We start from the raw sequence: 26,950 nt of genomic DNA, 5'->3' as shown, positions 1-26,950 counted from the left end.
GTTTAAGTTTCTACAATAAGATTAAATTCGCTGACCCGAGCTTCGCTTTTTGATATCGTCGCTGACTCCCTGCCACAAAACGCAGTCATTCTGAATATCAAGCAGCTGCATATCAATCAGATAAGTAGAGATATGATGATTATCTTTATTTTCGGTTTTTGAATGAATTGTGCCCTGAAGTATAAAATCCACGCCAAGCTCCAGCGCCGCCTGCTTTAAGTTTTCAAAATCTTCACAGGCCTGGCTTTCCTCAGATGAAGTAAGCTTCATTGCCCCGCTGTTAACTATTGCAGTCTGAAGGCGGCGGATAAGTTTTGAAGTATCTACATGCCCATCACTTTTATTGGTAATTTTTCCTATGATTACCCGCGGCAGTTCATCAGCCTGACTTTTATAATTACTTACGCCGGTGGAATTAACGCAATCCTGAATCAAAGACTCCGCTACATGACGAAGATCAGAATCCGTCCATGCTTCAGAAAAATAACTTTGTGAATTTGAATCTGCGTGACTAATATTTGTTGAAATACAAGAAGAAAGAAAAACAGCAGATAAAATAAGCAATAGCGAATATCCAGCCTTTTTCATTTTATCCCTCCCCTTTTATTTATTATAATCACGCAGAAATAAACTTACAACTGTGGAACTTCAGCCTGAGAAACAGTTCTGATTCCAGCAGCCGCAAGTACTTCTTCAGTTTTCTGAACGTCAGTTGTACGGATTACCATAAAGGCAGCATTAGTTTTGCGGCCGGTAAAACCGTACATATATTCAACATTTCGTCCGCCGTCAGCAAGAATCTGAAGAATGTGGTTCAAGCTTCCAGCCTCATCCGGAATTTCCAGAGCAATAACCGGTGTAGTTTTTACAATATAAGCTGAACGTTCCAGCGCCACCTGAACAGGTACCGGATCATCCACGATAATTCGCGCAATTCCAAAGTCGCTTGTATCCGCAAGACAGAGCGCCCTTACGTTAATTTTATGCTCAGCCAGAACATTAGTAAGTTCCAGCAAAGCGTTTTTACGGTTTTCGATGAAGATTGAAATCTGGTTTATAGTCATTTTTTATTCTCCTTAGGAGGGGAAAGCCTTCCCCTCGCTCGCACTTCGTTGCTCGCTACCCCTTCTAGCGGGGACACCCCGCAACGCCCCTTTATCAGTCGTGTAACTTTCTAGTATCTATTACTCGCTTAGCCTTGCCTTCCGAGCGTTCAATGCTCTTAGGCGCTACGAGTTTTACCTTTGCCTTAATCTGAAGTACGCTAAGCAGCGCATTTTCCAGAGCCTTTTCCTGCTGATTGATTTCCGAAATCACATCGCTGAACTTGTCGGCTGTCATTTCCACCTTGATTTCGAAAGTATCGTTGTTGTTTACGCGGCCAACGATAATCTGATAGTTTGGCGGATAACCGTTCTGCAAAAGCACGCCTTCAATCTGGCTTGGGAATACGTTAACACCGCGGATAATAAGCATATCATCAGTACGACCCATAGGCTTACTCATGCGCACAAAAGTTCGCCCGCAGGCGCAGGGAGCGCGGTTAAGAACACCGATATCCTTTGTGCGGAAACGCATAAGTGGGAATGCCTGCTTTGTAATTGCAGTAAATACAAGCTCGCCCTTTTCGCCGTCAGGAAGACGTTTTCCTGTTTTCGGATCAATTGTTTCTATAATAAAGTGGTCTTCGTTTACGTGCATACCCTTCTGTTCGCTGCATTCGTAGGCAACGCCAGGGCCCATAACTTCAGTAAGACCGTAAATATCATAAGCTTTAATACCAAGTGATTTTTCGATGTCGCGGCGCATTTCTTCAGTCCAAGGTTCAGCACCAAAAATTCCGGCCTTAAGATGAATGTCAGCAGGACTCAATCCCATATCCTTAAGAGTTTCGCCCAGATAAGCCGCATAAGATGGAGTACAGCAGAGCACAGTCGACCCCATATCCTGGAAGAAGGTAATCTGACGCTGAGTATTTCCCGCAGAAATCGGAAGCACCTGACAGCCAAGCTTTGTTGCTCCACCGTGAACGCCAAAACCTCCGGTAAACATACCGTAGCCATAAGCGTTCTGAACAATATCGTTTTCATCACAGCCGATTGCAACCAGCTGGCGGGCACAACAGTCATTCCAAATTTCAAGGTCATCTTTTGTGTAACCAACAACAATCTGCTTACCTGTAGTTCCCGAAGAAGCATGAATACGAACAACCTCCTTCATAGGAACCGCAAAAAGTCCATAAGGGTAAGTTGCGCGAAGGTCATCCTTGCAGGTAAAAGGAATCTTATCCAGGTCGTCCAGCCCCTTGATATCGTCAGGAGTTACCCCAGCCTCCTGGCATCTCTTTCTGTAATATTCAACATTCTCGTAAACATGACGGAAGTTTTTCGCAAGTCTTTCGCCCTGAAGCTTTTTAAGCTCCTCCAGCGGCATACATTCACTTTCTTTCTGGTAGTATTTAAGGTTCATATATTCCTCAGATATATTGGATTTTTGATTATTAGCTGGTTACCGTGCACGGCCTTGGGCGCATTGCACAAAAAGAAAAGAGTAGTTCGCCATTAGGCGAAAAAGAAATAAAAGGAAAAGAAGCGGCTCTTTAGTAAGCCTGTAATTCTTAACATATACTAAATATTATCACTATGCATTAAGGCTGTAAAGAGAAGGAAAATAATTTATTATCTAGCCATTTTTCTTGACAACTAGCCATTTTCAAGCAATACTATAGGCAGAAAAGGAGACGGTTATGTGCAGAAGAACAATTTACGATGCAAGAAATAATTTTTCAGCTTTAGTCAAACTGGCAGAGCAAGGCGAGCCAGTTGAACTCACACGTCATGATAAACCAGTAGCCGTAATTATCAGCTATGAGGAATACGAAAAAAGTGGAAAAAAGCGAAGTTTTTTTGATAGATGGAATGAAACACGAATGATGTTTGCTGATGTTTTTTCAGATCCCAATTTTGAAGGCCTTCCTGTTCCCGAAGATGAATATCCTGGCGAGGAATATGATAAAAAAATTATGAAAATATGGGGTGAAGAATGAGACCTGTATATTTACTTGATACAAATGTAATTTCTGAATTTTCAAAACCAGTTCCAAACTCAGCTATTATAAAAAGAATAAGAGAAAACGAAGAACTTTGCGCAATATGTTCAACTGTATGGGAAGAATCAAATTACGGACTTGGATTAATGCCTGACGGAAGACGAAAAAAATCTGTACAGAAAACTCTGGATGACATCAGAGATTCCTTTGAAATAATTCCATATGACAACTTTGCCGCCCGAATCTGTGGAGAAATTCGAGCAAAATGTAGAGCAGAGGGAAAACCTGCTCCATCTTACGACAGCCAGATTGCGGCTACAGCCATCGCAAACGGAATGGTTCTAGTTACTCACAATACAGAAGATTTCGCTGCAGTCGCTGAAAATTCTGTATTGAGAATGGAAGATTGGTGGGAGTAAAAAATCTCCTATTAGGCACGACCCAGCATAAATGCCTTTTTATTCATTTCCAGAAACTGTGGTTTTACAAGCTTTTCAATGGCAGAAAGCCAGTTTTCTACAGGGAAGTCCATGTATTTTGAAAGGCGGCCCATCAGAACGATATTTACAGCCTTTGCGGTTCCGGCCTGCTGGGCAAGTTCCAGACAGTCGATCGCGTCTACTTTAATTCCAGCAGCGGTCATTTTTTCAACCAGATCTTCCGGGTATTCGGCAGCGCCCGTAATTACCGGCATAGGGTCGATTTTCTGAGTATTTACGACAATCTGTCCGTCTGCCTTCAAAAATTCTGTGTAACGAGCCGCCTCAAGAAGTTCAAAGGACACAATAAAATCAGCCTCGCCCTTGTCTACAATAGGAGAGTAAACTTTTTCGCCATAGCGAACGTAAGTTACAACCGAACCCCCGCGCTGGCTCATACCGTGAACCTCGCTGACCTTTACATCAAAGCCTGCATCAAGCAGAACCTGTCCCAAAGTTTTAGACGCAAGCAGCGCACCCTGGCCACCAACGCCAACTATCATTATATTTTTTACCATTACAACGCTCCAAATTTACACATGTGTAAGGCCGCTGGCGGCCTTTGTTCTATAGCAAGGCGTTAAAAAAATTGCACTGCAATTTTTAGCCTTACTTACTTTGTTATCCTAACGCACCAAACTTGCACATTTGTACGCATACTCCACAGCCAACGCATAACGTCGGGTCAATCTTAGCCTTACCGCCCTTCATTGCAATTGCAGGACAGCCGATTTTCATACACATTTTGCAAGACTTACACTTAGCTTCATCAACTACAAGTGCAGGTTTAGCCTTTACTTCCTTAAGCAGAACGCAAGGACGGCGGCTGATAATCAAGCTTGGCTCTTCAACAGCTAATTCTTCCCTAACAGCAGTTTCACATTCTGCAATATTATATGGGTCAACTACGCGTACACGATTAATTCCCATTGCCCGTGCCAGAGCCTCAAGGTCTACACGGCCGGCCGGGTCACCATAGAGGTTTTTTCCGGTAGTAGGATTCTGCTGATGACCTGTCATACCGGTAATCGAATTATCAAGTACGATTACAGTAGAGTTTGACTGGTTATATGCGATTGTCGCAAGACCTGTCATTCCCGAATGCATAAAAGTTGAATCACCGATAACGGCAACAGATTTCTTTTCGTTTTCTGCGCCCACAGCCTTGTTCCATCCGTGAAGTCCGCTGAAAGAAGCTCCCATACACAAAGTTACGTCCATTGCAGAAAGCGGCGCAACCGAACCCAGAGTATAGCATCCGATATCACCAAAAACTGTTACCTTAAGCTTGTTGAGGGCGTAGAACATTCCGCGGTGAGGACAGCCGGCACACATAATCGGAGGGCGGACAGGAATTGCTGTATCAAGTTTTTTGCCAGAATGAACTTCCTTTCCAAAAGCGGCTGCTACAATATTCTGACTGAATTCGCCGCAAATCTGGAACATATCTTTTCCGTGGATTTCGCAAGCTAAACCAAGACCGCGGACAAAAGTTTCAACAATAGGATCAAGCTCTTCTACAACGATGATTTTTTCAAGTCCATCAGCGAACTTTTTAATCATATTTTCTGGAAGAGGATTTACCATTCCAAGCTTGAGGATATTTACTGAATCACCCAGAACTTCCTTTACATACTGGTAGGCAGTCGAAGAAGTAATTACGCCAACCTTAGAATCAGTCTTCTCCACGCGGTTAATTCCACTTGTCTCGCTCCATTCTGCAAGTTTTTTCATTCTTTCTTCTACAAAAGGATGACGACGGATTGCATTTGCAGGAGCCATAACGTATTTCTGGATATTTTTTTCGTATTTTTTGTGCTCGATAGCCCCGCGCTCAGCCGTTTCTGTAACACTCTGACTGTGTGCAACTCGGGTACACATTTTATATAAAACCGGAGTATCGAATTTTTCACTGATTTCAAAGGCAAGCTTTGCAAACTCACGGGCTTCATCAGAATCGCTTGGTTCAATCATAGGGATTTTTGAAGCAATTGCGTGATGGCGGCTGTCCTGCTCGTTCTGAGAAGAATGCATTCCAGGATCATCTGCAACTCCGATAACAAGACCGGCATTTACACCTGTGTAGCTCATTGTATAAAGAGGGTCTGCGGCTACGTTCAAACCAACATGCTTCATTCCGCAGAAGGCACGGCGGCCGGCAAGGCAGGCACCAAAAGCCGATTCCAGGGCAACCTTTTCGTTTGGTGCCCATTCACAATAGATTTCCTTGAATTTTGCTGCTTCTTCTGTAATTTCTGTACTCGGAGTACCAGGATAACTGGAAACAAACTCACAGCCGCCTTCAAAAAGACCTCTGGCAGCTGCGGCGTTACCTAACATCAACTGTTTCATTTTGTCCTCTATAAAAACTATTTAATAATATTTCAGATGTTTAATATACTTAAAAGTTTAGCATTTAAAAGCAATTCCTTCCATATGTATAAGCACAGGCTCCCGGGCAAGGCTCATAGTGCAAAACCGCGCAATAATGCGCTACACGCTGATTGTTGTAAAGAAACTATAGGATTGACCGCTTACGCGGTCGCAACAATCAGAGTGTTTTTGCACCACGAGCCTCACCCTCGCGCCTGTCTTGCAACGTACAAGTATCTTTATATCATTAAAAAACTAGTCTGCCCGGGGCCGGTGGCAGTTGGAGCAGCCTACTACGTGGACGTGTTTTTTTCCAAGCTGCTTGTTGAAAAGGCGGGCGGTGAGGCTCTGGTCCTGTCCGACGGTTTTTCCGCATACAGGGCAAGTTCGCTTTACGCCGGGTTCGCAGGTAGGATAGCAGTGGGGACAGCCCATTACAATCATCAGCTGGTCGGGAACATTCATGGGACGGAAAACTTTGGAAATCAGGTTTTCTCCTATAAAAAGGTCAGACTGGCAGATGGGGCACTTTACAGGCTGGACAGGACGGGCACTTTTGGAGGATGCCTTAGACCCGGCACCATTTCGCATAATCCAGTATACCAGGGCAATTATTACGGCTGCCGCTGCACCCATCATCAGATAATCCATTGCTTTATTATATCTCATCTCTATAAAAAATTTGGAATTTCTTAAAAATTTTCAAAAATTTTTACATTTTTTCCTAAACTAAATTTTTCACTCACCGATAGATAAGTAAAGGGTGGTGGAAACCCGTGAAGATAAAATCACGTAGGCAAAACCGCCGAAAGATTTTATCTAACCAACCAAAGAATAAGGAGATTATTATGGTTATTAATCACAATATGAGTGCTATGTTCGCTCAGCGTTCCCAGGGAATTCAGGATCTCAATGCCCAGAAAAACATGGAGAAACTTTCTTCAGGTTTGAAAATCAACCGCGCAGGTGATGATGCATCAGGATTGGCAGTATCTGAGAAAATGCGTTCTCAGATCCGTGGTTTGCACCAGGCTTCTACAAACGCACAGAACGGCATTTCATTCATTCAGACAACAGAAGGTTTCTTGCAGGAAACTACAGACATCATTCAGCGCATCCGCGAGCTTGCTGTTCAGTCATCAAACGGTATTTACACTTCAGAAGACCGCATGCAGATTCAGGTAGAAGTTTCTTCTTTGATCGCCGAAGTAGACCGCATTGCTTCTTGTGCTCAGTTCAACGGTATGAACATGCTTACAGGCCGCTTCGCTCGCCCAACAGGTGAAAATGAAGTTACTGCTTCTATGTGGTTCCATATTGGTGCTAACATGGATCAGAGAACTCAGGTATTCATCGGTACAATGTCTGCTATGGCTCTTGGCCTCCGCAACGTTGGTGATGAATCTATCATGACTTTGGAAACTCCAGATGAAGCTAACCGCGCTATTGGTACTTTGGATGAAGCTCTTAAGAGAATCAACAAACAGCGTGCTGACCTTGGTGCTTACCAGAACCGCCTTGAAAAGACAGTAACAGGTCTTGATATCGGTGCTGAAAACCTCCAGGCTTCTGAATCACGCATCCGCGATACAGACATGGCAGCTACAATGGTTGACTTCACACGCGACCAGGTACTCAGCCAGGCTGGTACAGCTATGTTGGCTCAGGCAAACCAGAGCTCACAGAACGTATTGTCTCTTCTCCGCTAGTTAAATGGTTGCTTAATAGACAGAAAGCGTCGCGTATGCGGCGCTTTTTTTGTTTTAACACAGTCTGGTTTGCCTGTGCTGTGAGCCACCAGATATGAAGCACTTGATGCGCTAGCAGCAAGTGGGAGCAGGTACACTGCACAGAAATCTGAAGAAAAGCCTTACGACCTGCGCAGCTAATCAGAGCAGCCAGAATGTACTTTCACTCTTGCGCTAGAAATAAATTGGCTTAAGAAAAGGCGTCCGCTTTGGACGCCTTTTTTTATTTATTTTGTCTGCCGCGCTAGCGGCGCGTTCAATAGTTTCCTAACAAAAATAGCATGTAGCGAGGTACCGAGCGGTTTTGAACCATGCTTCGTGACCGGGAGCCATATTTTTAATTGAAATTATTTATAATACGTTTATTTAAACATTGTTTTATGCTATAACTCTACCATGAAAGTTGCGATTTTTTTCGGGTCTAAGTCTGACAAAGACACAATGAAAAAGGCTGCCGATGTTCTTTCTGAATTCGGTGTGGATTACAAGGCTTACATCATTTCTGCCCACAGAGCAGGGGCTCTTTTGAAGCAGACTGTTGAGCAGGTTGAAAAAGACGGATGCCAGGTTATTATTGCCGGTGCCGGTCTTGCAGCAGCCCTTCCTGGTGTGATTGCGGGAATTACAACTCTTCCTGTAATTGGTGTGCCGCTTGAATGCGTAAGCGAAAAATCAAACGGTCTTGGCGGAATGGACGCTCTTTTGAGCATTGTTCAGATGCCTCCACAGATTCCGGTCGCAACGGTTGGAATCAACAGCGCAAAAAATGCGGCTTATCTTGCAGTGCAGATTCTTGCACTTTCTAATCCAGAACTTAAAGAAAAATTAATTGCTTTTAGAAAAAAGCTTGCAGATGATGCAGCCGCATCAGGAATAGACATTAAATTTTAAAAAATTGCGTTAGCGATGTGAAGGGCAGCGAAGCTGTTCAGAAGCGTAAGCGGACGAATGGAGCGACAGCGGAACCCGGAACGTAGCGACCCGAGCGGAAGCGAGGGGAACGCCCAAATAAATAACAGGAGCTAAAAATGGCATCTTACAAAGAATCAGGTGTAGACGTAGAAGAAGGTTATCGCGCAGTTGATAAGTACAAGGAACACGCAAAGAGAACTGCAATTCCGGGACTTTTGACAGGTTTGGGAAGTTTTAACGGAATGTTCGAGGTTCCAAAGGGATATAAAAATCCTGTAATTGTAAGTGGAACAGACGGTGTTGGTACAAAACTGGACATTGCCTTCAAAATGAAAAAATATGACACTGTGGGAATTGACTGTGTTGCGATGAGCGTAAACGATATTCTCTGCTCTGGTGTTCAGACTTCCTTCTTCCTTGATTATGTTGCCTGCGGAAAACTTGATGCTGATGTTGCGGCTGACCTTGTTAAGGGCGTTGCTGACGGTTGTGTTGATACCGGCTGTGCTCTTCTTGGCGGCGAAACTGCTGAAATGCCTGATTTTTATGATGACGGAAAATATGACCTTGCAGGTTTTGGCGTTGGCGTTGGCGAAAAGAAAGAAATGATTACTGGTCAGGATATTCGCGAAGGCGATGTTTTGATTGGTTTGAGCTCAACTGGCGTTCACTCGAACGGTTTCAGCCTGGTTCGCAAGCTTGTTCAGAATTTTGATGATCCTTTCCAGATTGACGGAAAAGATACAGGTAAAACTATCGGCGAAGTGCTTCTTACACCAACCCGCATTTACGTTAAGCCTGTTATGGAAGTTTTGAAAAAATACCGCAAGGCTGTTCACGGTATGGTTCACGTTACTGGCGGCGGATTCTACGAAAATATTCCTCGTATGTATCCAAAGGCTAAGGACGGCAAAAAGCAGCTGATTTCTGTAATCAACCGCGGAAGCTGGGATATTCCTCCTGTATTTGGTGAACTTATCCGCCGTGGTGCTGATACTGCTTCTATTTACAATACTTTCAACATGGGTATTGGTTTTGTGCTTGCTGTTAGCGCTAAAGAAGCTGATGATATTCTTGCAATGTTCAACGCAAATGCTTCTAAATACCACAAAGATTACTGCCCAGATATGAAAGCTTATAAAATCGGCCGCGTAGAATACGCTAAGGGCGAAGTAAAGGGACAGAAAGATTCTGTTTTGTTTGAAGACTAACTAGGAGGGGAAAGCCTTCCCCTGCGCCCGCACTTCGTTGCGGGCTACCCTTTCGCCTAGGGGGACGCAACAAGTTGCTTACCCCCTAAGACCCCCGATTTTCAAAGGAAATTATCTATGCCAAAACTTAAAACAGCCGTACTCGTTAGCGGCGGCGGAACAAACTTACAGGCTTTAATTGACTACCAGACTGCGCAGGGCGATGCCTGCCCTTATGAAATTGTCTGCGTCATTTCAGATACCAAGAAGGCCTTTGCACTGGAACGTGCCGCTAAGGCTGGCATTCCTGGCGTAATCTGTTCGCCTTTTGCCGTTATGGGAGCGGAGGTTGCAAAGGCTGCTTCCCGCGACGAAAAGCGTCTTGCAGTTTCTGATGCCGTTCTCGCAAAATGCCGCGAGTTCGGTGCTGAAGCAATCGTCCAGGCCGGCTGGCTCACTGTTTTAAGTGGAAAAATCCTTGAAGAATACAAAGACAAAATCATAAACCTGCATCCGGCTCTTTTGCCAAAGTTCGGCGGAGTCGGCATGTGGGGCCACCACGTTCACGAAGCTGTTCTTGCAGCCGGCGAAAAAGAAAGCGGCTGTACCATCCACCTTGTTAGCAGCGAATGTGACGGCGGAAAAATCCTCATTCAGAAGAAAGTTCCTGTTCTCCCAGGCGACGACCCGGACACCCTTTATGCCCGCATTGCCCCGGAAGAACACAAGGCAATTGTAGAAGGACTGCTTCTTCTTACAAAATAGATTTCCTTTTTTTTCTACTCTACCACCGTCCAGAGCTTACCTTTGGCGGGAGTTACACCTTTCCGTCGGAAAAGCTCCGGGACTGTGACGAAGTCGTAACCCTGGAATTTGAGAATTGGTATTGCACGATCGACAGTTTCAACACTGTGGATGTTACTTTCACCGCAGTGTAGAAGATAAATTACGCCGTCCTGAGTGCCGGCTAACATTTTTTCAAGAAGAGTGTCGGCAGAATATTCTGGTATCCAGTCTTCGCAGGCGTGGCCGCAGATAAAGGGGCGGGGAACAGCTTCGTACATCAAATCATTTACGGAAATATAAGGCGGGCGGTAAAATTCTGTGTGACGGCCGGTAACCTTAAAAATTGCTTCTTCGGTTCGTAAAAACTCGTCTTCAATCTGAGCTTTGGAAAGTCCTTCTTTCACGGCGTCTGGATGTGACCATGAATGATTTTCGATATCGCAGCCCAGAGCCATTGCACGTTTGATAACGGCGGTGTTTTCTTCATTAATCTTATTTCCAATCAGAAAAAACGATCCGACTACGCCGTGCTTTTCCAGCACATCTAGCATGTCGTTCATTATGAAGCCGCTTAAGTTCGGGCCGTCATCGAATGTAAGAGATATCAGTTTTTCCATAATCTATATTTCCGGGGGTTTTAGGGGGAAAGCGGAGCGTCCCCCTAGGTGAAGGGGTGGCGAGCAACGAAGTGCGAGCCAGGGGAAGGCTTTCCCCTACCCTCTGTTTTCCTGAGCAACAAGCTGGTCAGCACCGTAACGCTTACGCAAAGCAGGCTTTTCAATTTTACCGGTAGCATTTCGCGGAATTGAATCAAAAATGATTTCCTTTGGACGCTTATAACGGGCAAGTCCCTGACAGAAGTCATCGATTTCTTCTTTTGTAGCAGTCATGCCGTCTTTAAGTTCGATAATTGCGGCTGTTTTTTCACCAAGGCGGCGGTCTGCAAGTCCAATAACGGCAACATCCTTGATTTTTGGATTTGTTCGCAAAAAGTCTTCAATCTGAACAGGGTAAATATTTTCTCCACCACTGACGATAACGTCCTTCTTGCGGTCAACCAGGAAGTAAAATCCATCTTCATCCTGCATGGCCATATCACCTGTAAAGAGCCAGCCGTCTTTGATTGTTTCGGCAGTCGCCTCTACGTTGTGGCAGTAGCAGGTCATAACGCCAGGGCCTTTTACACAAAGCTCACCGACATCACCGCGCTTAACTTCATTTCCGTTTTCATCAACAATTTTACACTGCCAGCGGTAACCAGGAACGCCGATTGCTCCGACCTTGTGGATATTTTCCATTCCAAGGTGAACGCAGCCAGGACCTGTAGATTCCGAAAGTCCGTAGTTTGTATCGTAAGAATGATTAGGGAAATATTCCATCCAGCGTTTAATCAGGGAAGGCGGAACCGGTTGAGCACCGATATGCATAAGACGCCACTGATCAAGCTTGAAATCTTCTTTTTTAAGTTCGCCGCTGTCCAGAGCATCAAGAATATCCTGAGCCCAAGGCACCAGAAGCCAAACAATGGTACAATGCTCGCTGGAAACGGCATCAAGAATTGTCTTAGGTTTTGCGCCCTTGAGAAGAACAGCACGGCTTCCGGCAACAAGGCTTCCCATCCAGTGGAATTTTGCTCCGGTATGGTAAAGAGGCGGAATACAAAGGAAAACATCGTCGCGACCGGTCTGATGGTGAACCTGTTCCATTTCGGCAGCCTGAGTTAAACTGCGGTGTTTGTGCAGAATTGCCTTTGGAAAACCTGTAGTTCCCGAAGAAAAATAAATTGCACCAAAATCATCATCTGTGATTGGAACATTCGGCGCAACGCTTGAACAGTCTGCGGCAAGTTCCCGGTAGCTTTCGGCAAATTCAGGACAGCCGTCGCCTACATAAATCAAAAGGCGGTTTTTACTGAGTTTTTCGGCAATCTGTTCGATACGTCCGATAAATTCAAAGCCAAAAACAAGAACGTCAACGTCAGCAAGGTCTACACAGTAAAGGATTTCTTCTGCGTCATAGCGGAAGTTAAAAGGCACTGCAATGGCACCGGTCTTGAGGATTCCAAAATAAATCGGAAGCCATTCAAGGCAGTTATACATAAGGATTGCAACTTTATCGCTCTTTTTGATTCCGCGGTTGATAAGCATATTTGCAAAGCGGTTAGCCTTTTCGTCAAATACAGCCCAACTGATTTCGCGGCGGTAAGGGGCGTATTTTGATGATTCAATCAAATCTGAATCTTTCCAGGTAAGGCGTCTATTGTCAGCTTTTTCAGGATTAAGCTCTACAAGAGCAATTTCATTAGGATATAATTTTGCGTTTCGCTCCAAAAATTCTGTAACAGGCATTTTTTTCTCTCTTTTTTTGTTATTTTTTAATGTTTAAATTATACCACAGAATTTGAGTAATAGTAAAAAAAATTACTCTGTTACTATTGACAGTAACAACAAGCCATGTTATATTGTTTCTATCAAGAGAAACGTTTCTTTTAATAGAAACAGGAGATTATATGGCATCACGTACTGATTCAATTTATTTTTCTTTGCCTTGTGACCGATACACACCTTTTAGTCTGGCCCGAAAAATCGGGGCTAAGGCTATTCTGGAAAGTGCAAGCTTTGCCCGCGGAAAAGACCGCTATTCTATCCTTATGCTGGAAGAGGCTTTTCATATTGTTCAGGATGATGAAGGAGTTGCCTTTTTGATTGACGGCCGCCGTCTTCCCTTCCGCGCCAAAAACACAACCGGCGAAACTATAGCACCCGGCAGCCGCGTACTTCATACTCCCGACATTCTTGATGCCCTTCTTTACGTTGCTGAGCAGAATGACACAAGCGTTATCCGCCGCGAAGACGGAAGCGAATCTCCTAACTCAATTCCTGTTCCGGCCAGCGGACTCGGCTACCTCAGCTACGAATTCTGTGCCCGCTGCGACACAATCACTATGGCGGCCCAGACTGACGAGCTTCACATTCCGGAAAGTGATTTTATTGCCGGCCACATCTACGTGATTTTTGACCACTTTACAGAAAAGCTTCACGTTTTTGCCTTGAACTATAACGAGCACCAGATTGACCTGGAATCAGCAGTTGAAAATCTTAAAAAGCGTCTCAACGATATGGACTTTACCTATCTTCAGGCGCCGGAAGAGCCTAAGCCTGTCCGCACAATCACAAACCTTGAACAGAGTGAGCGCGAATACAAGGAAAAGGTTGAGGCTATCAAAAAGGAAATTATTGCCGGAAATCTTTTGCAGGCTGTTCCAAGCCGCCGTCTTCAGCTGGAGTGTGATAATTCCGCTCTGGAGATTTACAGAAGACTTCGTGCGGTAAATCCAAGTCCTTATCTTTTTTATCTTGATTTTGGTGATCATCAGCTTATCGGTTCAAGTCCTGAAAGTCTTGTTCGCGTGCGAAAGGGCGTAGCTTCAATCCGTCCGATTGCGGGAACCCGACGCCGCGGCAAAAATGACCAGGAAGATGAGGATTTGAAAAACGAACTTTTGAATGATCCTAAAGAACGCGCTGAGCATCTTATGCTGGTTGATCTTGCAAGAAATGATTTGGGACGCGTTTGCTCTAACGGCAGTGTGGAAGTTACCCGCTTTATGGAAGTGGAACTTTTCAGCCACGTAATGCACATTGTTTCTGACGTTCAGGGTAAGGTTGCGCCTGGCTTTAAGCCGATTCAGGTTTTGCGTGCAGCCTTCCCGGCTGGAACTGTAAGCGGCGCTCCAAAAATCAGTGCAATTCAGATTTTGAGCCGTCTGGAAAAAACTAAGCGTCGTTTTTATGCGGGCGCTGTAGGTTACATCCAGAGTAACGGAGATTTAGACTTCTGTATTGCAATCCGCTGCGCATTAAAGCAGGGCAAGGTCTGGTCTTTGCAGTCTGGAGGAGGCATTGTGTACGACTCGAATAGTGATAGGGAGTGGGATGAAACAAATGAGAAACTTGGAGCTTTAAGGGCGGTCTTGGAAAGTGACAGAAACGCTAAAGCATAACTTTAGCGAGCCGTTCTATCGATGAACCTAAAACAACCCTGACGGCTTGTTTTTTAACGGTTCTTCGATTATCGGCAGGCAGTCGACTAACGAAAAGCTGGGAGCCCTTAGGGCAGTCTTAGAGAAAGTGGAAAAATAGGAGGATTTTTATGATAGCATTTATTGATAACAAAGACAGTTTTTCTTTTAATATTGTGCAGGCGCTGGAGCGTGTAAGCGGCGACCAGGTGCGCGTTTTCCGTTCGGAGGAATGTACCGTTGCAGAAGTTGAGGCCGCTAAACCGGACTATCTGGTTGTGGGACCGGGGCCTGGAACGCCGGAAGAGGCCGGAATCAGCATTGAGGCTATCCGTTATTTTGCGGGAAAAGTGCCTGTGCTTGGAATCTGTCTTGGACATCAGGCGATTGGTTCTGCTTTTGGTGCTAAGATTGTGGGTGCAAAGTTTATCCGCCACGGAATCGTTGAAGAGATGACAAGCGACGGCCGCGGACTTTTTAGAATTACGGGAAAGGGCGGAAAATACACCCGCTATCATTCACTTGTGATTGACGAGGCTACTTTGCCGGCTGATTTTGAGGTTACCTGCCGGGCGGCTGACGGTGACATTATGGGAATCCGCCACAAGACTATGGTGATTGAAGGCGTTCAGTTCCATCCGGAAAGCATTGCAAGCGAGATGGGCGACAATATCTTTAAGGCATTTTTGAATTACCGCCGCCAGAATCTTGATGTTGCAGCATACCTTAACAAGCTGATTGCTAAGCAGGATTTGACTGAGGAAGAGGCTTCTTTCTTTATGGAAAACGTAACTGACGGCACTATGGACGAACGCGTTATGTCGGCAATTCTTGTAGCTATGGCTTCTAAGGGAATTTCTACCAGCGAAATGATTGGATGTGCCAGCGCACTTTTGAAGAAAAAGACTAAGTTCCCGCTAGAGCAGTCTGGTCTTGCAGAAATTGTAGGAACCGGCGGCGATGGTAAGGGAAGCTTTAATATTTCATCGATGTCTGCTCTGGTTTGCGCAAGCTGCGGTCAGGCTGTGGCAAAACATGGAAACCGCGCTGTAAGTTCTAAGTCGGGAGCGGCTGACTTCTTTGAAAATCTTGGAATTCAGATTATGGCAAAACCTGCTCAGACTGCTGATTTAATAGAAGAAACCGGTTTTGGCTTCTTGATGGCACCGGTTTACCATTCGGCAATGCGTTTTGCGGCTCCAGTTCGCAAGGCTCTGGGAATTAAGACAATCTTCAACGTGTTGGGTCCTCTTTTGAATCCGGCTGGCGCTGAATATGAGGTTCTCGGTGTTTATTCTGAGGATATTATGGAAGCTTATGCCCGCGCCGCAAAGGGTCTTGGCGCAAAACGCGTTATGGTTATTCATTCCCGCGATGGTTATGATGAAATCAGTCCTTGCGTTCCGACTGACGTTTTCCAGATTGATGAAAAAGGCAACGAAAACCGCTACGTAATTGATCCGGCTAAGTTTGGAATTACAGGCTGCGATGAAAATGAACTTATGGGTGGAAGCGGCGCAGATAACGCTGCCCTTGCAATGGAAGTTCTCCGCGGCGGCGGAAGAAAAACAATCAAGGAAGCTGTCTGCCTGAACTCTGCTGCTGTTTTGTACCTGAGCGGAAAAGCAAAGAACCTGAAGGAAGGCTACGAAATGGCTAAAAATGCAATCGAAAGCGGTAAGACACTGGAAAAATTGCAGAAAGTGCAGGACGTAAGCAAGGGATTTGCTGCGTAGTATAATTAAGAAGTACAAGTCCACCTAAAAAAAAGTGCCGTGCGGGTCCCAGCGATACGCAAGGGGCAAGTAGATAAACATTACAAATATAATGTTTTTTGCCCCTTGCTAGCGTCCCACACGGCACTTTTTTTTTATTTATCTTACAACTTGCTAATTATCTTTCTGTTAATTCTTCTGTAATACAAAATCGAAAGTGTAAGGGCAAAAACTTCTGCAATCGGGAAGCAGAGCCATACCATGTTCAGGTTGCCTGTAAGAGAGAAAAGGTAGGCAACCGGCAGAAGAACAAAAATCTGACGAATCAGGGAAACTGTCATACTGTAAACGGCTTTTCCGAAGGCCTGGAAAACGTTTGAAAGCGAAATGGCGATTGCGGCACCGATAAAGCTAGGCGCAATCAGGCGGAGAGCCGGAACACCAATCGCAAGCATCGAATCCGAGGCGCTGAAAAGTCCCAGAAGAACGTGAGGGAAAAGCTCAAAAATCGTTGCGCCTACAAGCATAATTGTAGAAGCCGAAATAATCGAAAGGAAAACGGCTCTGTAAATGCGCTCTTTATTTTTTGCACCGTAGTTGTAAGCGATGATTGGAACAACGCCGCTGTTCAAACCGAAAACCGGCATAAAGATAAAGCTGTTGAGCTTGAAGTAAGAACCGTAAACGGCAATTGCAGTTGTGCTGAAGGCACCGATAATCAGGTTCATAAAATATGTTGTAACCGAAGTTACAGAAGTCAATATAATAGAAGGAACCGCGATTTTATAAATACTGCCAATGATTTTTCCGTCCGGGCGGAAACCTTTAAGGCTGATGTGAACTTCGTGGTTTTTGAGCAGGTTGGCTGAGCATGAAACGCAGAGACCGGCAAACTGACCGATGATAGTTGCAACTGCCGCACCGTAAACGCCCATCTCCGGGAAAGGTCCAAGACCAAAAATTAAAATCGGATCAAGAATGATGTTTGTGATTGCACCAGCCAGCTGAGAGAACATTGTGTAAATTGTTTTTCCAACCGACTGCAAAATGCGGTCAAACATAATTCCGATAAAACAGAAGGTACAGCAGTAAACAATTACGTGCATATATTCAAGACCGTACTCTATAATCTGTTCGTTTGAAGTCTGAGAGTGCAGGTACACCGGAATAAAAAAGTATCCAAGAATGATAAAGGCAATCGAAGTAAGGAAGGAAATAAAAAGTCCGTTTATTGCAGTTTTATCTACGGCTTCCTGATTGTGCTCGCCCAGTCTGCGCGAAAGAATTGCGTTTACACCGACTCCGGTACCAATCGAAAAGGACATGAGCAGGTTCTGAACAGGGAATGCAAGCGAAAGTGCGGTCAAAGCTTCCTCATTAATCATTGCAATGAACATAGAGTCCACGATGTTGTACAACGCAAGAATAAACATGGAGAACATCATCGGAAGCGACATATTAAGAATTAATCTTCCAACCGGCATTACGCCCATTTTGTTTTGTGTCTGAGGTTTATTTTCCATAGTTCGGCTATTTTATTCCGATTTGGTGCAATTTTCAAGAGAATAGCAAAGAATTACAAAGTTTTCAAAAGCCTGGCGCCAGTCTAAACACCCAGTCGCAATTCGGGGTTCCCTTTCGGTCAGTTGCGCAGGCGCAACCTCTTCGAGCCCCTCATTTCTCCGGCGTGCTGCCTACTACCTACGAGTGTGCATCCAGCCAGGGCTTCAGATTTTCCGTCCAGAAGCGGTCTTCAATTTTTTTGTCGCCACAAGTATGACCAAGCTTTCTGTCTGCCCGAATCTTTTCCCCGTGAAAATCACTTGCAGCTGTAACAAAATAGCCCAGTTTTCCCGCAAGTTCTTCCAGTCTCAGACATTCCGTAACACGTGCTCCAGGATGATATGCTTCCAGTCCCACTACCCCGCGTTCATAAAAATCTTTAAGTGCGTCCGGCAGCTTTCCCCAGGACAAAAAGAGCGACATAGGATGAGCAATAACAGGTGCCCCACCCGACTCCCGGATAGCAACAATTGCTTCATCCAGATTTGTACCAACCTTTTTAACATACCAGGGCCGACCATGTGCCAGAAAGCGGTCAAAGGCCTGCTGACGATGCCTTACAATTCCTTTTTTCTGAAGCATAGCCGCAAAATGAGGACGGCCAAGTATTGTATTTGGAAATTCCGCATACATTTCTTCTATTGTAATATCCACTCCGTCAGCCCGCATTTTTTCAATAATTTCGCAGTTGCGGCGGTGGCGGTTTTCCACAACGTTATCTAAAATCTGCTGAAAGCCGGGACTTATACTTTTTAATCCAAGTCCTAAAAGATGAAATTCCCCAGTTGGGAAATTAATGCTCAGTTCTACTCCGGGAACCAGAGTAATTCCACATTCTTCAGCGGCCTTTTTCCCCATTTCAAGTCCGCCTATTGTATCGTGATCTGTTATTCCCAAAACTGATATATTTTTTTCTGCTGCCTTATGAACAATTTCTTCGGCAGTGTACTGTCCGTCAGATGCAGATGTATGAACATGCAAATCAATCATTTTAAAATAATAGCACAAATTAAAAGTCTATGGTATAATTTATATCAAACTGTTTTCGTGGGGTTTATAAAAAAGTATGCCAAAGGCTATAAAGTACACAGCAGATTCAATCATTTATTTTGCTGGAAATCAGGACTACCGCATTTTTATTTTACAAAGCGGTGTTGTTAATCTTTCAAGTACAGATATTGAAACTGGTAACGAAGTTAACGATAAAGTAAAAGCCGGTGAGTTTTTTGGCGTAAAATCTGCCCTTGGAAAATTTGCCCGCGAAGAAACAGCCCGTGCAATTACCCCATCAGTTGTTATTGCCCTTACAGTTCAGGAATTTGAAAACATCTTTGTAAACAATAAAGATTTGATTTTGAAAATGCTTCGTGTATTTTCAGCTCAGCTCCGCCAGGTTCACAAAAAGACAGAATCAGCCCTTAATAATGTTTCTACAGACCTTCAGTCAGGCTTACTTTCTCTTGGAACCAGCTTTTTCAACGATGAACAGTACCGTTCAGCCGCTGATGTTTATCTGAAATTCCTCAAGCGCTACCCTAATTCACCAAAGAAAAATGAAATCATGCGCCTATATCAGGAAGCAAAACTTAAGGCAGACCATCTGGCCGCATTAAATAAATCGGACATTGGTTTTGAAGATGATGAATCAGAAGGTTCTAACCGCCTATTTGCCCTTCCTGCAGCCTTTGAACGTTTTGCAAAAGTTTATGAACCGGGTCAGGTTATTATTGCAGAATTTGAACCAGGCGACAGTTTCTATTTAATTCAGAAAGGAAGAGTTCAGCTTATTAAGTGTGTTAACGGCTCAAAAAAGAACCTGGATATTCTTAAACAGGGCGAACTCTTTGGAGAAATGGCAATTCTCGACAATTCTCCTCGTTCAGCAACCTGTATGGCAATTGGAAAAGTTAAATGTCTGGAATTCAACAAAGAAAACTTCCAGCTTTTGATTACAGGCAACCCTCAGATTGCCCTGCACCTTCTTAAGCTTTTCTGCAAACGTATTAATGACCAGAAACGCCGCTTCAGAATTCTCTGCATCAAGGATTATCAGGCACGTATTTCCGACGTTTTCCTTCTTCTTGATGAAATGAATCCTACATCAAAAGAAAACGAAAAACAGCGCCGCTTCAACGTAACAATCAACGACGTTGCAAACTGGGCTGGTCTTCCAGCCGAAGTTACAAAAGATGAATTAATTAAACTTTCATCTATGCGAAAAGTTGAAATTTATGATGATTATATGATAGTCTCTAATATCAACGAAATGAAACGTCTCTACGAGGCCCGCTCCCTTTCCGGCAGTCTCTAACCAGACCTTCTCACTTTGTTAATCCTGCCGACTTAGCTCACCTGGTAGAGCAGCTCCCTCGTAACGAGCAGGTAGTTGGTTCAAGTCCGACAGTCGGCTATAAAATTATTAACCGGCAGTTTGCACAAAATGTGTAAACTGCTTTTTCATTTTTAAACACTTGAACCAACTAGCGAAGTGAGCGCGCCGCCAGGCGAAAAGCGTGCATGGCAAAATACTAGCAGGTGCGTAGTATTTTGGCGTCAGCGAACGAAGACGCCCGGAATGAGCAAACAGGAAGTTTGCGAATGGAGGGAACGGTTCGAGTTCTTAGGTAAATTTAAACCTTTTCAGATTGCCCAAATTCCTTTAAACTCTATTCAGGTGGGCTTATATGAAAGATTTTAAATTTTATTTCAACCGGATTATTCCGGCGCTAATTTTTATTATCTTAATTTTTCTTCCGGTTTCTGCAGAGTCAGTAAACCTGCTTGATTTAGGTGCGCCCGCGCCTCAAGTTTTTTCTCCCTTCGGCGTTCTTATAAAAATCTTTAGCAGAGCTCCAAATTCAGCAGAATTCCGCCTCTTCCCTTTCTGCCTTACTTTCTACCTTCTGCTTCTTCTTCCGGCCATTTCAATCTACCTTATAGTTCAGCTTTTTCTTAAACAAGCTCACGACCGCTTACGACACATAGTTACCCTCACAGGTTTAACACTTTACCTTTTGTGTTCAATTTGGTGCATGATTACCTTTGCCAATACCCGCAGATGGTTTTTTAAGCTTCCATATTACATTTATATCACAAACCTTCTTGTCCTTCTGATGCACGTACACCTGACCTTTTCCATACTTTTTAATCATCAGAATGGAAAAATTGAATTTGAAACAATTCAGAAAACACGAAAACAGGAAGGTCAGCAGCAAAAAAGGCATTTTATTTCCATCAGAACAAAGGTTCTGGTTACAATCCTTATAACAATTCTTACCCTGCTGGGAATTTTTACAGCCTTCATCCTTCACGATAACCACAAAATGATTGTTGCCGCCGTAGGAAATACAGGACGCGCTCAGGCAGAACAGGCCGCAGCAGTTTACGAATCAGCCGAAGGAATGAACGAAAAAGTTCAGGTTTTCTTTGAGGAACAGAGTCATTCCAATGAGTTTTCAAATTCCCCTTACGACCGCATTGATATCATCATCACCTATAATACAAAATCCTATTATATAGAAAACATTGATTCTTCGACTGCTCTTCCGCCTTACGATGTTTTTGCCTATACCACAGGCCGTCCTTCCAGAATCCCGGATGAAGAAAAAATAATAAGCGCAGAAGAAGCTCTGGAATATGTAAAAAGATATAAAAGCGGCCTTTACCTCAAAGAACCGGTTTATGATAGGACAAAAGGTACCTGCAAATACATTCATCCTGTTACCTTTACCCGCAGAGAAGGTCAAAAGCTTGTGGGCTTTTCAATTGTAACCTACCGCAAGGAAGTTTTGATGAAAACCTATTACCAGACCAAGGTTTTTGTCCTCACTCTTGCCGTAATTTTCCTTTACATTGTGATTTTGATTACTTTTATCCTCACAGATTACATCACCACTCCTTTGATTTACCTGAAATCAAACGTGCAGGATGCTTCTTCAAAATTTTCACAGATTATAGCCAGCGGCGGCCAGGTTGGAGCAGAAGCACTTGTTTTTAATGACGATATAAAAACAAAAGACGAAATCAAAGACCTTTCAACCGCTATTAATGATTTTATTTCGCTAATCCGTGGACTCATTCCCTATATTTCAAACTCAACCCTCAAATATGCAGACCGGGAACCAAATTCCCAGCTCAGCGTTGCAAAAGATTTGTGTTTTTTGTTCACCGATATACGCGGCTTTACTTCTATGTGTGAAGGCCGTCCTGCCCGCGAAGTTGTCAGAATTTTAAATCACTATCTTGAGCTGGAAACAGAAATCATCATCAGAAATCACGGCGAAATTGATAAATACGTTGGTGATGAAGTAATGGCCTTTTTTGCAGGGGCGCGTAAAGAATACAACGCCTGTAAAGCCGCTATGGAAATCAGAAAAGCCATGCGCAAGGCACAGGAACTTTCCCTCCAGGATGGCAGCGACTACGTTTCTATGGGAATTGGAATAAGCACCGGCCGCGTAATTTTTGGTTCAGTCGGTTCATCAAAACGCAAGGATTTTACTTCAATCGGCGATACAGTAAATATTGCAGCCCGTCTGGAAAGTGCAAACAAGGCCTACGGCTCTAAGGCAATTATCACAGAGGCAGTTTTTGAAAAATTGCAGGGCAGCTTTATCTGCCGAGAACTTGACTTACTGACAGTAAAAGGAAAATCTGAACCAATCAGAATTTACGAGATTTTACAGCAAAAAGAAGGTGCAGAAACTAAAATCTTTGAAATCCGCGATTTCTTCCAGAAAGGACTTAATTACTACCGCCGCCAGAACTGGGATAAAGCCGAAGCAGCCTTCAAAGAATGTGTAGAACGCTACAACGATATGCCGTCGGTTATCTTCCTGGACAGAATCCGCCACTTCAGAAAAAATCCACCGCCGGAAAAATGGGACGGTGTTTTTGAACTCAAAGTAAAATAAAGTTTTCAATCCGCTTTTTTTGATATAAAGATGAATCCTGATTTTTCCGAAAAATAAAATATGGGAAAATCAGGTAATAGTTATGAAAAACCGGACTTCTGGTCTCAAAAAGCTTTTTCGGAAGGATATCCGGCTCGCTCAGTTTATAAATTAAAAGAAATTGATGAAAAATTCGGAATGATAAAAAAGAACTACACAGTTCTTGATTTAGGTTCAGCTCCAGGCAGCTGGACTACCTTCCTTTTGCGTCAGATGGATGGCAGCGGAAAAGTAGTTTCCTGCGATTTGAATCCACTGTCTAGAATTGTTAAAGGCGATAATCTCTTATTCATTCAGGGCGACTTGAATGCGCCGGAAATCAGAAAACAGATTAAAGATAACGGCCCTTACGATTTAGTAGTTTGTGATGCCGCTCCAAAAACAACAGGCAACCGCACTGTAGATACAGCCAGAAGTGAACAGCTTGTAGAAATGGCAATCTGGTATGCCCAGACAATGCTCAAACAGGGCGGTAACTTTACAGTAAAAATCTTCCAGAACGGCGATCAGCAGAAATTTCTTAAGGCAATGCGCGAAATTTTCACCAGTGCAAAGGGTTTTAAACCGGAAGCCTGCCGTGCCGAAAGCTTTGAAACTTACCTGGTTGGCATTGGAAAAAAATAATTGCGATTTCAAAGGACGCAGACTATAATGAATAGAATAATAAATAAAGTTAAAAATGGATTGATTATGATAAGGAATTGGAAACACACTCGAATAGTGCTAATTTCTCTTGCCTGCTTCTGCACAAGTTTTGCAGTTACTGCAGCTGTTTCTAAAACCGTAAGAACTTTAAATCTCCGCAAAGGTGTGGGTGGTTTTGAAACTGCCAGCGCACCGGAATATGCAGAAAATCTTGATAAACTTTTAAATGAAGGTGAAGAAGTTGCAGCCGGAGAAGAAAGTACATCTGCTTCTGCAGCATCCATTACCTATCAGACCTATCGCGTAAAACAGGGTGATATGATCGGCTACATTGCCGACAAATACGATATCACAACCGATACAATCATCAGCGTAAATAATATTAAGTCATCACGTCTTATTCAGGTTGGGCAGTATCTTAAAATTCCTTCAATGCCAGGAATTATTTATACAGTACGCAAAAACGGCGAAACTCCAGCCTCAATCGCAGCAAATTATAAGGTCGATGCCGCTCAGTGTGCAAGCGTAAATGCCCTTTCACTAGACAGCGAGTTGAAAGCAGGAACTTCTCTTTTTGTTCCGGATGCAGCCCTCGACTGGATGACAAGACAGGAAATTAACGGAGATTTATTCCACCGACCTCTTCACGGCCGCTACTGGATCTCATCACGCTACGGCTGGCGAGATTCACCTTTTAATGCCGCAAAACGAACCTTCCACGGTGGTATTGATATGGCAACCGGCTCGGGTACACCAATTTACGCTGCCCTGGACGGAAAAGTTACAACAACGGGCTTTAATGCAACTTACGGAAACTACGTAATCATTACACATCATTCCGGCTATAAGACTCTTTATGGTCATATGAGCCAGATTACCTGCAAAAAAGGCAACTTCGTTTACACCAACACAATGATTGGCCGTGTAGGCAGCACCGGTATGAGTACCGGTCCTCACCTCCACTTCACCGTCTATAAAAACGGCAAAAGCGTAAATCCATCGCTGGTACTTAACTAAATACTGCAGTTAAAAAAAATAAGCGGGATCCAGTAAATCCCGCTTACTCTTTAACAGTGCCTTATTACATTCCACCCATGGACAGTCAGGTAACGGTACGGCACGTTCGGAAGTTGGTGTTAAGCCTTACGACCGTTACCGCCTCCCTTAGACTTAAGCGCCAGCTTAAGTCAGGTAGCGTACACTCCGTCTGGAAGTTGGTGTTACCCCTTACGACGCTACCGTCCCCATGTGAGAATTAAATCGTAGTTATCTTCGCGTACTTCAAAGTATGGATTTTTTTCTCCACATGTCGGGCAGAATTCAGGAGCCACAGGGCCTGTTACGATGTGACCGCAAACCAGGCATTCCCAAACTTTTACGGAACCGTTCTTAATCTGCTCTTTTGTATCTTCATCTTTCAAAAGTGAGCGGTAACGCTCTTCATGGCGTTTTTCGATTTCTGCAACTGCACGGAATTTTGCTGCAAGTTCTGGGAAACCTTCTTTTTCTGCAGTTTCTGCAAAGCCTACATACATATCTGTCCATTCGTAGTTTTCGCCATCAGCAGCATTTTTAAGGTTTGTAGTTGTATCGTTAATTCCAGCCAGTTCCTTCAACCAGATTTTAGCGTGATTTTCCTCGTTCAATGCAGTTTTTTCAAAAACTTTTGCAATCTTGTCGTTGCCTTCTTTTTCCGCAACCTGAGCAAAATAAGTGTATTTGTTACGAGCCTGCGATTCTCCCGCAAAAGCCGCCAAAAGATTTTTTTCAGTCTGTGTGCCAGTGTACTTTCCCATAGTTGTTTCTCCTGTGTCAGCGAGCCGCTCAAAGCCCGCACTATTAATATGTTAAAATCAATTATAGCACGGGAACTTGGGAAAGCAAAATTTTTAGCACGCTATTTCCTCATACTCATCTGTTTGTACATATTACGCTTTCTAAACCTCTCAATCGCATTTCCAAAGGTTTTTGTCCACACATAGCCGAAATTACTGTTTAAGAAGCTCAGGGTGTTTTTGCAGACGTAGTAGCCGTGAACGTAAGAATGATTATAAATCGGCATAAAAAGGAAAATATTGCTGCCTTCTGTTATCATTTTGCCCGGAATAAGATCGCGCACGTTCAAAATCTCGCGCGGATATTTTTTATCATTTTGAATCGAAGCAATCGCCTGAACCTGAGTTCCATACGAAAGGTTCTGCGGAAGTTTTTCCTCTGTGTTAATCAAAACGCTGGACCAGTCAGCCTTCAAAAAGATGCAGAAATCCGGACCTTCAAATAAATGTGATTTCTGAAAAAGCCCTTCAAGGTTTGTCAGCAGAGAAAATACATCGGTCGCCTCAGTAAAAGTGTCATTCAGCATTTCAATCTGCGTATTAAACTTTTCCTTCTGGTTCAAATCATCAACAATCTGAAGCGCATAAGATTTTCCGCCGGCAGGAATCTTATACTCACAGCCGCACGAAGCCCTGTACAAAGCAGAACTCTTAATCTTAAGCATCTGAGTTTCACCGCTCGGATTCAAAACCCGGTTTGCTGCCTCAAAACCAATCTGCTCGGCATTACTGCGTACCGTCGTAATGGCAGGCACAACCGTTTTTCCCCAGATTGTGTCTCCGTAACCAATTACTTTAATCTGATCAGGCACCTTTACACCGCGCTCTTCAACAATCCGCATGACCGCAAGCGCAATATAATCGTTGGCACACACAACCGCCTGAGGCTGAGTCGCCCCCGCCTTCATCGTATTCAAAAGATACTCGTATGCGTCGTTGTAACTGCTGGTTGGAATTGTGTGGACATTTTCTATATTAATAGGAATATTATTGTCGGTAAGTGCCGTGCGGTAAGCCTTGTATCGCTCCGCAATATCAATAGAAGTTTCCTTGCCGCCAATCCAGGCAAAATCCTTAAGACCATGCTCCTTAATCAGATGCGTCATCAGCTCATAGGCACCGGTATAATTATCCACCTTAAGGCAGGAAATATCCTTCATCGCAAGATTAATGGAAATCGCAGGTTTTCCAGCCGCCAGAATCTTCTGTCTCTCCTTTTCCAGCACACGGGCATTCTGAATCAGGTCAGAAAGAATAATTACGCCGTCATAATCTTCGTAATTAATCAGATTGTAAATCGAAAAGCCGCTGTTATTTATGTAGCCGTTAAATTCCACATAATTATAGCAGTTAAAAACATAAACGTCCGTGTCCTTCCCGTCCACAGCCCGCTTAATTCCGCTAATAAAATCCGTCAAAAAATCATATGACCATCCGCAGCTCAAAACCGCAATTTTTTTCTTCATATGTAAATTTTCGGCACGGAAAGCAAATTTATCCAATTTTTTATTGGGGCGAGTCTCCTCACCCAGTCGCAATTCGGCGCTTGCTACGCGCGGTGCTTCGCACTGCCTGGCGGCACGCCTCATTTCTCCCGCCTGTTTTGTCTTAATATTACAAAAAAATTTCCTTCTATCACATTCTTAAAATCTGTAGTATTATAAATAAAGATTAAAATAGCG

At 43.9% G+C, this 26,950-nt stretch carries 24 protein-coding genes and 1 tRNA gene; 13 read left to right on the top strand and 12 right to left on the bottom strand.

The window, feature by feature from the left end; translation table 11 throughout:
* Positions 1–21 precede the first annotated feature (21 nt).
* The 3 genes from MSI_RS04785 to MSI_RS04775 all read right to left on the bottom strand — a co-directional run bounded on the left by MSI_RS04785 (position 22) and on the right by MSI_RS04775 (position 2,469).
* Positions 22–588 (bottom strand): hypothetical protein, encoded by a 567-nt coding sequence (locus tag MSI_RS04785; protein WP_009104271.1) that lies wholly within the window; start codon positions 586–588, stop codon positions 22–24.
* Between the two features lie 44 nt (positions 589–632).
* Positions 633–1,064, bottom strand: coding sequence for an ACT domain-containing protein (locus MSI_RS04780; protein ID WP_009104268.1), 432 nt, complete (start codon positions 1,062–1,064; stop codon positions 633–635).
* 94 nt (positions 1,065–1,158) lie between these two features.
* The gene (locus tag MSI_RS04775) at positions 1,159–2,469 is read right to left on the bottom strand and encodes a phenylacetate--CoA ligase family protein (RefSeq protein ID WP_009104266.1); all 1,311 of its coding nucleotides are present in this window, start codon (positions 2,467–2,469) and stop codon (positions 1,159–1,161) included.
* Positions 2,470–2,746: 277 nt separating this feature from the next.
* Between MSI_RS04775 and MSI_RS04770 the strand changes: the two genes are divergently transcribed.
* Together MSI_RS04770 and MSI_RS04765 are read left to right on the top strand one after the other, a co-directional pair.
* Entirely contained in the window at positions 2,747–3,046 is a 300-nt protein-coding gene (locus MSI_RS04770; RefSeq protein ID WP_009104263.1) for a type II toxin-antitoxin system Phd/YefM family antitoxin, read from the top strand.
* Positions 3,043–3,468: a type II toxin-antitoxin system VapC family toxin gene (locus MSI_RS04765; RefSeq protein WP_009104261.1), complete on the top strand. Its 426-nt coding sequence runs from the start codon at positions 3,043–3,045 to the stop codon at positions 3,466–3,468. The genes MSI_RS04770 and MSI_RS04765 overlap by 4 nt, the downstream gene beginning before the upstream one ends.
* An 11-nt stretch (positions 3,469–3,479) precedes the next feature.
* Here the strand turns inward: MSI_RS04765 and MSI_RS04760 are convergent, their stop codons facing one another.
* The 3 genes from MSI_RS04760 to MSI_RS04750 all read right to left on the bottom strand — a co-directional run bounded on the left by MSI_RS04760 (position 3,480) and on the right by MSI_RS04750 (position 6,552).
* Positions 3,480–4,046: an indolepyruvate oxidoreductase subunit beta gene (locus tag MSI_RS04760; protein ID WP_009104259.1), complete on the bottom strand. Its 567-nt coding sequence runs from the start codon at positions 4,044–4,046 to the stop codon at positions 3,480–3,482.
* A 103-nt stretch (positions 4,047–4,149) separates the two neighbouring features.
* A complete protein-coding gene (iorA, locus tag MSI_RS04755) occupies positions 4,150–5,880 on the bottom strand; it encodes an indolepyruvate ferredoxin oxidoreductase subunit alpha (protein ID WP_009104257.1) in 1,731 nt (576 codons plus the stop codon).
* A gap of 276 nt (positions 5,881–6,156) precedes the next feature.
* Positions 6,157–6,552, bottom strand: a complete 396-nt coding sequence (locus MSI_RS04750; RefSeq protein WP_039924276.1) for a hypothetical protein — start codon at positions 6,550–6,552, stop codon at positions 6,157–6,159.
* Positions 6,553–6,749: 197 nt separating this feature from the next.
* Between MSI_RS04750 and MSI_RS04745 the strand changes: the two genes are divergently transcribed.
* From MSI_RS04745 to purN, 4 genes are all read left to right on the top strand, one after another.
* Positions 6,750–7,610 (top strand): flagellin, encoded by an 861-nt coding sequence (locus MSI_RS04745; RefSeq protein WP_009104253.1) that lies wholly within the window; start codon positions 6,750–6,752, stop codon positions 7,608–7,610.
* A 435-nt stretch (positions 7,611–8,045) separates the two neighbouring features.
* Positions 8,046–8,540, top strand: coding sequence for a 5-(carboxyamino)imidazole ribonucleotide mutase (gene purE, locus MSI_RS04740; protein WP_009104251.1), 495 nt, complete (start codon positions 8,046–8,048; stop codon positions 8,538–8,540).
* Positions 8,541–8,677: 137 nt separating this feature from the next.
* Positions 8,678–9,772 carry a phosphoribosylformylglycinamidine cyclo-ligase gene (purM, locus tag MSI_RS04735; RefSeq protein WP_009104249.1) on the top strand — a complete coding sequence of 365 codons (1,095 nt, stop codon included), beginning with the start codon at positions 8,678–8,680 and terminating at the stop codon, positions 9,770–9,772.
* A 117-nt stretch (positions 9,773–9,889) separates the two neighbouring features.
* A complete protein-coding gene (gene purN / locus MSI_RS04730; RefSeq protein WP_009104247.1) occupies positions 9,890–10,516 on the top strand; it encodes a phosphoribosylglycinamide formyltransferase in 627 nt (208 codons plus the stop codon).
* Between the two features lie 14 nt (positions 10,517–10,530).
* Here purN and MSI_RS04725 read toward each other — a convergent pair whose 3' ends face one another.
* Both MSI_RS04725 and MSI_RS04720 read right to left on the bottom strand, forming a co-directional pair.
* Positions 10,531–11,154: a polysaccharide deacetylase family protein gene (locus MSI_RS04725; RefSeq protein WP_009104245.1), complete on the bottom strand. Its 624-nt coding sequence runs from the start codon at positions 11,152–11,154 to the stop codon at positions 10,531–10,533.
* 96 nt (positions 11,155–11,250) lie between these two features.
* On the bottom strand, positions 11,251–12,885 hold the full coding sequence (locus MSI_RS04720; RefSeq protein ID WP_009104242.1) for a class I adenylate-forming enzyme family protein: 1,635 nt from the start codon (positions 12,883–12,885) through the stop codon (positions 11,251–11,253).
* Positions 12,886–13,046: 161 nt separating this feature from the next.
* Here MSI_RS04720 and MSI_RS04715 point away from each other — a divergent pair, with 161 nt between their 5' ends.
* Together MSI_RS04715 and MSI_RS04710 are read left to right on the top strand one after the other, a co-directional pair.
* Positions 13,047–14,540 carry a chorismate-binding protein gene (locus MSI_RS04715; RefSeq protein ID WP_009104240.1) on the top strand — a complete coding sequence of 498 codons (1,494 nt, stop codon included), beginning with the start codon at positions 13,047–13,049 and terminating at the stop codon, positions 14,538–14,540.
* 149 nt (positions 14,541–14,689) lie between these two features.
* Positions 14,690–16,294, top strand: coding sequence for a bifunctional anthranilate synthase component II/anthranilate phosphoribosyltransferase (locus MSI_RS04710; RefSeq protein WP_009104239.1), 1,605 nt, complete (start codon positions 14,690–14,692; stop codon positions 16,292–16,294).
* 143 nt (positions 16,295–16,437) lie between these two features.
* Here the strand turns inward: MSI_RS04710 and MSI_RS04705 are convergent, their stop codons facing one another.
* Entirely contained in the window at positions 16,438–17,796 is a 1,359-nt protein-coding gene (locus tag MSI_RS04705; RefSeq protein WP_009104236.1) for an MATE family efflux transporter, read from the bottom strand.
* 178 nt (positions 17,797–17,974) lie between these two features.
* Positions 17,975–18,826, bottom strand: a complete 852-nt coding sequence (locus tag MSI_RS04700) for a PHP domain-containing protein (protein WP_009104233.1) — start codon at positions 18,824–18,826, stop codon at positions 17,975–17,977.
* Positions 18,827–18,902: 76 nt separating this feature from the next.
* Between MSI_RS04700 and MSI_RS14280 the strand changes: the two genes are divergently transcribed.
* The 5 genes from MSI_RS14280 to MSI_RS04675 all read left to right on the top strand — a co-directional run bounded on the left by MSI_RS14280 (position 18,903) and on the right by MSI_RS04675 (position 24,450).
* The gene (locus tag MSI_RS14280) at positions 18,903–20,147 is read left to right on the top strand and encodes a cyclic nucleotide-binding domain-containing protein (protein WP_009104232.1); all 1,245 of its coding nucleotides are present in this window, start codon (positions 18,903–18,905) and stop codon (positions 20,145–20,147) included.
* Between the two features lie 26 nt (positions 20,148–20,173).
* Positions 20,174–20,246 (top strand) — tRNA-Thr (locus MSI_RS04690).
* A 274-nt stretch (positions 20,247–20,520) separates the two neighbouring features.
* A complete protein-coding gene (locus tag MSI_RS04685) occupies positions 20,521–22,749 on the top strand; it encodes an adenylate/guanylate cyclase domain-containing protein (RefSeq protein WP_009104230.1) in 2,229 nt (742 codons plus the stop codon).
* A 60-nt stretch (positions 22,750–22,809) separates the two neighbouring features.
* Positions 22,810–23,412 carry an RlmE family RNA methyltransferase gene (locus tag MSI_RS04680; RefSeq protein ID WP_009104229.1) on the top strand — a complete coding sequence of 201 codons (603 nt, stop codon included), beginning with the start codon at positions 22,810–22,812 and terminating at the stop codon, positions 23,410–23,412.
* A gap of 96 nt (positions 23,413–23,508) precedes the next feature.
* Positions 23,509–24,450: a M23 family metallopeptidase gene (locus tag MSI_RS04675; RefSeq protein ID WP_237706484.1), complete on the top strand. Its 942-nt coding sequence runs from the start codon at positions 23,509–23,511 to the stop codon at positions 24,448–24,450.
* Positions 24,451–24,668: 218 nt separating this feature from the next.
* Here the strand turns inward: MSI_RS04675 and rbr are convergent, their stop codons facing one another.
* Positions 24,669–25,229 (bottom strand): rubrerythrin, encoded by a 561-nt coding sequence (gene rbr, locus MSI_RS04670; RefSeq protein WP_009104226.1) that lies wholly within the window; start codon positions 25,227–25,229, stop codon positions 24,669–24,671.
* A gap of 101 nt (positions 25,230–25,330) precedes the next feature.
* The gene (locus MSI_RS04665) at positions 25,331–26,734 is read right to left on the bottom strand and encodes a substrate-binding domain-containing protein (protein WP_192807735.1); all 1,404 of its coding nucleotides are present in this window, start codon (positions 26,732–26,734) and stop codon (positions 25,331–25,333) included.
* Between the last annotated feature and the right edge of the window lie 216 nt (positions 26,735–26,950).

The sequence above is a fragment of the Treponema sp. JC4 genome (assembly GCF_000260795.1).
In the GTDB taxonomy this organism is placed as follows: Bacteria; Spirochaetota; Spirochaetia; order Treponematales; family Treponemataceae; genus Treponema_D.
This window is presented reverse-complemented; position numbering and strand designations above follow the sequence as displayed.

Bases quoted from the DNA above. Each gene is read 5' to 3' on its own strand.
- purM (WP_009104249.1), top strand. From the start codon at position 8,678: ATGGCATCTTACAAAGAATCAGGTGTAGACGTAGAAGAAGGTTATCGC.
- MSI_RS04760 (WP_009104259.1), bottom strand. From the start codon at position 4,046: ATGGTAAAAAATATAATGATAGTTGGCGTTGGTGGCCAGGGTGCGCTG.
- MSI_RS04770 (WP_009104263.1), top strand. From the start codon at position 2,747: ATGTGCAGAAGAACAATTTACGATGCAAGAAATAATTTTTCAGCTTTA.
- MSI_RS04700 (WP_009104233.1), bottom strand. From the start codon at position 18,826: ATGATTGATTTGCATGTTCATACATCTGCATCTGACGGACAGTACACT.
- purN (WP_009104247.1), top strand. From the start codon at position 9,890: ATGCCAAAACTTAAAACAGCCGTACTCGTTAGCGGCGGCGGAACAAAC.
- MSI_RS04725 (WP_009104245.1), bottom strand. From the start codon at position 11,154: ATGGAAAAACTGATATCTCTTACATTCGATGACGGCCCGAACTTAAGC.
- MSI_RS04665 (WP_192807735.1), bottom strand. From the start codon at position 26,734: ATGAAGAAAAAAATTGCGGTTTTGAGCTGCGGATGGTCATATGATTTT.
- MSI_RS04775 (WP_009104266.1), bottom strand. From the start codon at position 2,469: ATGAACCTTAAATACTACCAGAAAGAAAGTGAATGTATGCCGCTGGAG.
- iorA (WP_009104257.1), bottom strand. From the start codon at position 5,880: ATGAAACAGTTGATGTTAGGTAACGCCGCAGCTGCCAGAGGTCTTTTT.
- MSI_RS04705 (WP_009104236.1), bottom strand. From the start codon at position 17,796: ATGGAAAATAAACCTCAGACACAAAACAAAATGGGCGTAATGCCGGTT.
- MSI_RS04765 (WP_009104261.1), top strand. From the start codon at position 3,043: ATGAGACCTGTATATTTACTTGATACAAATGTAATTTCTGAATTTTCA.
- rbr (WP_009104226.1), bottom strand. From the start codon at position 25,229: ATGGGAAAGTACACTGGCACACAGACTGAAAAAAATCTTTTGGCGGCT.
- MSI_RS04745 (WP_009104253.1), top strand. From the start codon at position 6,750: ATGGTTATTAATCACAATATGAGTGCTATGTTCGCTCAGCGTTCCCAG.
- MSI_RS04685 (WP_009104230.1), top strand. From the start codon at position 20,521: ATGAAAGATTTTAAATTTTATTTCAACCGGATTATTCCGGCGCTAATT.
- MSI_RS04710 (WP_009104239.1), top strand. From the start codon at position 14,690: ATGATAGCATTTATTGATAACAAAGACAGTTTTTCTTTTAATATTGTG.
- MSI_RS14280 (WP_009104232.1), top strand. From the start codon at position 18,903: ATGCCAAAGGCTATAAAGTACACAGCAGATTCAATCATTTATTTTGCT.
- purE (WP_009104251.1), top strand. From the start codon at position 8,046: ATGAAAGTTGCGATTTTTTTCGGGTCTAAGTCTGACAAAGACACAATG.
- MSI_RS04720 (WP_009104242.1), bottom strand. From the start codon at position 12,885: ATGCCTGTTACAGAATTTTTGGAGCGAAACGCAAAATTATATCCTAAT.
- MSI_RS04680 (WP_009104229.1), top strand. From the start codon at position 22,810: ATGGGAAAATCAGGTAATAGTTATGAAAAACCGGACTTCTGGTCTCAA.
- MSI_RS04715 (WP_009104240.1), top strand. From the start codon at position 13,047: ATGGCATCACGTACTGATTCAATTTATTTTTCTTTGCCTTGTGACCGA.
- MSI_RS04785 (WP_009104271.1), bottom strand. From the start codon at position 588: ATGAAAAAGGCTGGATATTCGCTATTGCTTATTTTATCTGCTGTTTTT.
- MSI_RS04780 (WP_009104268.1), bottom strand. From the start codon at position 1,064: ATGACTATAAACCAGATTTCAATCTTCATCGAAAACCGTAAAAACGCT.
- MSI_RS04750 (WP_039924276.1), bottom strand. From the start codon at position 6,552: ATGGATTATCTGATGATGGGTGCAGCGGCAGCCGTAATAATTGCCCTG.